General features: G+C 42.7%; 4 protein-coding genes. All 4 read left to right on the plus strand.

The features are described from left to right. The coding region (argC, locus tag RWZ99_RS09020) for an N-acetyl-gamma-glutamyl-phosphate reductase (protein WP_314678243.1) at positions 1-801 on the plus strand (801 nt) is incomplete at its 5' end. Positions 802-829: 28 nt separating this feature from the next. Beyond that, positions 830-2,023, plus strand: coding sequence for a bifunctional glutamate N-acetyltransferase/amino-acid acetyltransferase ArgJ (gene argJ, locus RWZ99_RS09025; protein WP_314678244.1), 1,194 nt, complete (start codon positions 830-832; stop codon positions 2,021-2,023). A gap of 26 nt (positions 2,024-2,049) precedes the next feature. Continuing rightward, positions 2,050-2,787, plus strand: coding sequence for an acetylglutamate kinase (argB, locus tag RWZ99_RS09030; RefSeq protein ID WP_314678245.1), 738 nt, complete (start codon positions 2,050-2,052; stop codon positions 2,785-2,787). A gap of 3 nt (positions 2,788-2,790) precedes the next feature. Next, positions 2,791-3,921, plus strand: a complete 1,131-nt coding sequence (locus tag RWZ99_RS09035; protein WP_314678247.1) for an acetylornithine transaminase — start codon at positions 2,791-2,793, stop codon at positions 3,919-3,921. Positions 3,922-3,977 lie beyond the last annotated feature (56 nt).

The raw sequence follows: 3,977 nt of genomic DNA on the forward strand, positions 1-3,977 counted from the left end.
ACACCTTCAGGAGTCGCTAGTTCGCTAGCAGAGGAATTTGTTCTGGCTGATTTTCCTATTATTGATTTGTCTGGTGATCATCGCTTGCCAGCAGATGTTTATCAAGAATGGTATAAAAAATCACCTGCCAAGGAAACGGTTTTGAATAATTTCACATATGCATTATCAGAATATACAGATGTGAAGGGTAAGAAATTTATTGCTAATCCTGGATGCTATGCGACAGCGACAGAGTTAGCCCTGATTCCTTTGGTGGCAGCCGGTCTTATTGAGACAGATAGTGTCATTGTAGATGCCAAATCTGGGTTAACTGGTGCGGGTAAGGCTTTGAGTGAGTCTAGTCATTTTGTTAATGTTCACGATAATTACGTGACTTATAAGCTCAATCATCATCAGCATATTCCTGAGATTGTCCAAACCTTGCAGGTTTTTGATGCTAACATGCCTGAGATTCAGTTTTCAACGTCTCTTTTACCAGTTAATCGTGGAATCATGGCTACAGTTTATTGCAAATTGAAGAAGGATGTGACAGTAGCTGATGTGGCTTCGGCATTCACAAAGGCTTATAGCGATAAACCTTTTGTACGTGTACAAGAAGACTTACCAGAACTACACAATGTCATTGGATCGAATTTTACAGATATCGGCTTTGCCTATAATGAGAAAACCAATGTTCTGACGATTATTTCAGTTATTGATAATCTGCTCAAAGGAGCAGCTGGACAGGCAGTGCAAAATCTCAATCTCATGCAAGGGTGGGATGAGACGGAAGGTTTGCTAATGACACCGTCATACTTGTAGACGTAAGCATAGAGTTAGGAGAAAAAATATGAAAGTCATAGATGGAACAATTGCCAGCCCGCTAGGATTCTCAGCAGATGGGCTACATGCAGGATTTAAAAAGAGAAAGATGGATTTTGGTTGGATCGTCTCTGAAAAGCCAGCCAGTGTTGCAGGTGTTTACACGACCAACAAGGTTATTGCAGCTCCTCTGATTGTGACCAAGACCTCGGTGAAAAAAGCTGGGAAAATGAAGGCTATCGTTGTTAACTCAGGTGTAGCCAACTCTTGTACAGGTACACAAGGTTTAGAGGATGCTTACACCATGCAGGAGTGGACCGCTGAAAAGCTAGGTGTTGAACCTGATATGATTGGTGTGGCTTCTACAGGGATTATCGGTGAGTTGCTACCAATGGATACACTGAAAAATGGTCTTTCCAAGATAGTGGTTAATGGTAATGCTGATGATTTTGCCAAGGCGATTTTGACGACAGATACAAGGACTAAGACGATTGCAGTAACAGAGACCTTTGGACGAGATGTGGTTACTATGGCTGGTGTTGCTAAGGGCTCAGGGATGATTCATCCTAACATGGCGACCATGCTTGGGTTTATTACTTGTGATGCTAACATTTCTAGTGACACTCTTCAATTGGCCTTGAGTCAAAATGTGGAAAAGACCTTTAATCAGATTACAGTTGATGGGGATACTTCGACCAATGATATGGTTCTCGTCATGTCCAATGGCTGCACGCTCAATGATGAGATTTTGCCAGATACACCAGAGTTCGATAAATTTTCGAAAATGCTTAATTTCGTGATGCAAGAACTGGCTAAGAAAATTGCCAAGGACGGTGAAGGTGCCAATAAGCTCATCCAAGTTGATGTGGTCAATGCTCCTAATGCCCTTGATGCCCGTATGATGGCTAAATCTGTAGTCGGTTCAAGTCTGGTCAAAACAGCCATATTTGGTGAAGATCCCAACTGGGGACGTATATTAGCTGCTGTGGGCTATGCCGGTGTGGATGTGCCTGTGGACAATGTTGATATTATGCTTGGCGGTCTGCCAGTCATGATAGCTTCTAGTCCTGTGACCTTTGATGATGAAGAAATGAAAGACATCATGCATGAGGATGAAGTGACCATAACAGTAGACCTTCATTCAGGTCAAGAAAAAGGAACCGCATGGGGTTGTGATCTCTCTTACGATTACGTTAAGATTAATGCCCTATATCATACCTAAACTGTCTAAGGAAAAGGAGTTAACTGATGACTACTGAATATATTGTAATTAAGATTGGTGGAGTAGCCAGTAAACAGCTAACTCCTGAGATACTGGCTAAACTGTCAGAATGGCAGCAGTCTGGTCAAAAAATAATCATCGTTCATGGAGGTGGCTTTGCTATCAATCAACTCATGGAGGAACATGATATCCCAATTCACAAGGTCAATGGTCTACGTGTGACGAGTCAGTCAGATATGAGCCTAATCAAAGAAGCCTTGGTTGACATAGTTGGGAAAAACTTGGCAGGTCAGTTGACAAATGCTGGTTTACCAGCCTATCAGGTCATAGATGAGCTGTCAGACCTTGTTCATGCTGATTTCTTAGATCAAGAGATTTATGGTTACGTGGGGGAAGTCAAGTCTATTACTAACCAGACCCTAGTGGCACTTCTATCTCAAGGCAAGCTACCTTTGATTCCTAGCTTGGGTTACAGTGATCAGGGTGATTTGCTCAATATCAACGCTGATTACCTTGCAAGGGCGCTGGCTATTAGTCTGGGGGCTAAAAAGCTTATCCTCATGACGGATGTCAAAGGTGTTTTAGAGAATGGACAGGTTTTAAATCATTTGAATATTGTAGATGTTCAGAAAAAAATAGATTCAGGTGTGATTACTGGAGGCATGATTCCTAAAATTCAAAGCGCTGTTCAGACGGTTGAATCTGGCGTCGAGCAGGTCATTATTGGTGATAACCTGACAGCTGGTACAATAATCAAGGAGTAAACGATGACAAAATTATTTTCAAATTATAAACGGGCAGCGATTGATTTTGCTTCGGCTCAAGGAAATTATTTGACAGATACTACTGGCAAAACCTATTTGGATTTTTCATCTGGTATCGGGGTAACTAACCTTGGCTATCATCCCCATGTCAATCAGGCTCTAACAGAGCAAGTGGGCAAGATTTTGCACCAGCCTAACCTTTATAACAATCAGTTGCAAGAAGATGTTGCCGGTCTTTTAACTGGTGACAAGGACTATCTGGCCTTTTTCTGTAACAGTGGTGCAGAGGCTAATGAGGCAGCCATAAAAATTGCCCGTAAGGCATCGGGCAAACAAGAAATTATTACCTTTCAAAATTCCTTCCACGGTCGAACCTTCGGATCCATGTCTGCTACTGGTCAGGATAAAATCAAGCAAGGTTTTGGTGAAGGCGTGCCCCACTTTAGCTATGCCATTTTTAACGACATAAACAGTGTTAAAGCCCTAGCTAGCGAAGAAACGGCGGCCATTATGCTAGAGTTGGTCCAAGGGGAATCAGGTGTTCAGCCTGCGGATAAGGACTTTGTTAAGGCTTTGTATGACTTTTGTAAGGAGACAGGTATTTACCTCATTGTAGATGAGGTTCAGACAGGTATTGGCCGTACTGGTAAGCTCTTTGCTTATGAACACTACGATATTGAGCCAGATATCTTTACCCTGGCCAAAGGCTTGGCAAATGGTGTGCCAGTTGGTGCCATGCTTGCTAAGTCATCTCTTGGCGAGGCTTTCTCTTACGGAAGCCACGGCTCTACTTTTGGTGGCAATAAATTATCTATGGCGGCGGCCAAGGCTACGCTTGAAGTCATGTTGGCTCCAGGTTTTCTGGATACTGCTCTTGAAAATGGTAACAAGCTACAAGCTAAATTGCAGGAGGCCTTGTCTGATAAAGAGACAGTGACTACTGTGCGTGGATTGGGCTACATGATTGGAATTGAGACTACTGGAAATCTAGGTGAACTGGTCCAGATCGCTAGAGATAAGGGATTGATTGTCTTAACTGCAGGGGCAAACGTTATCCGTCTTCTCCCTCCAATCACTCTAAGTGATGCTGAAATCGAAAAAGGTGTCGCTATCCTTTCAGAAATATTTGAGTAGACAATCATAACCACCCGTCTAACGGGTGGTTTGATCATGGGCTATAAGCCCATAAT

It is taken from the genome of uncultured Streptococcus sp. (assembly GCF_963545685.1).
Classification (GTDB): domain Bacteria; phylum Bacillota; class Bacilli; order Lactobacillales; family Streptococcaceae; genus Streptococcus.

Bases quoted from the DNA above. Each gene is read 5' to 3' on its own strand.
- argJ (WP_314678244.1), top strand. From the start codon at position 830: ATGAAAGTCATAGATGGAACAATTGCCAGCCCGCTAGGATTCTCAGCA.
- argB (WP_314678245.1), top strand. From the start codon at position 2,050: ATGACTACTGAATATATTGTAATTAAGATTGGTGGAGTAGCCAGTAAA.
- RWZ99_RS09035 (WP_314678247.1), top strand. From the start codon at position 2,791: ATGACAAAATTATTTTCAAATTATAAACGGGCAGCGATTGATTTTGCT.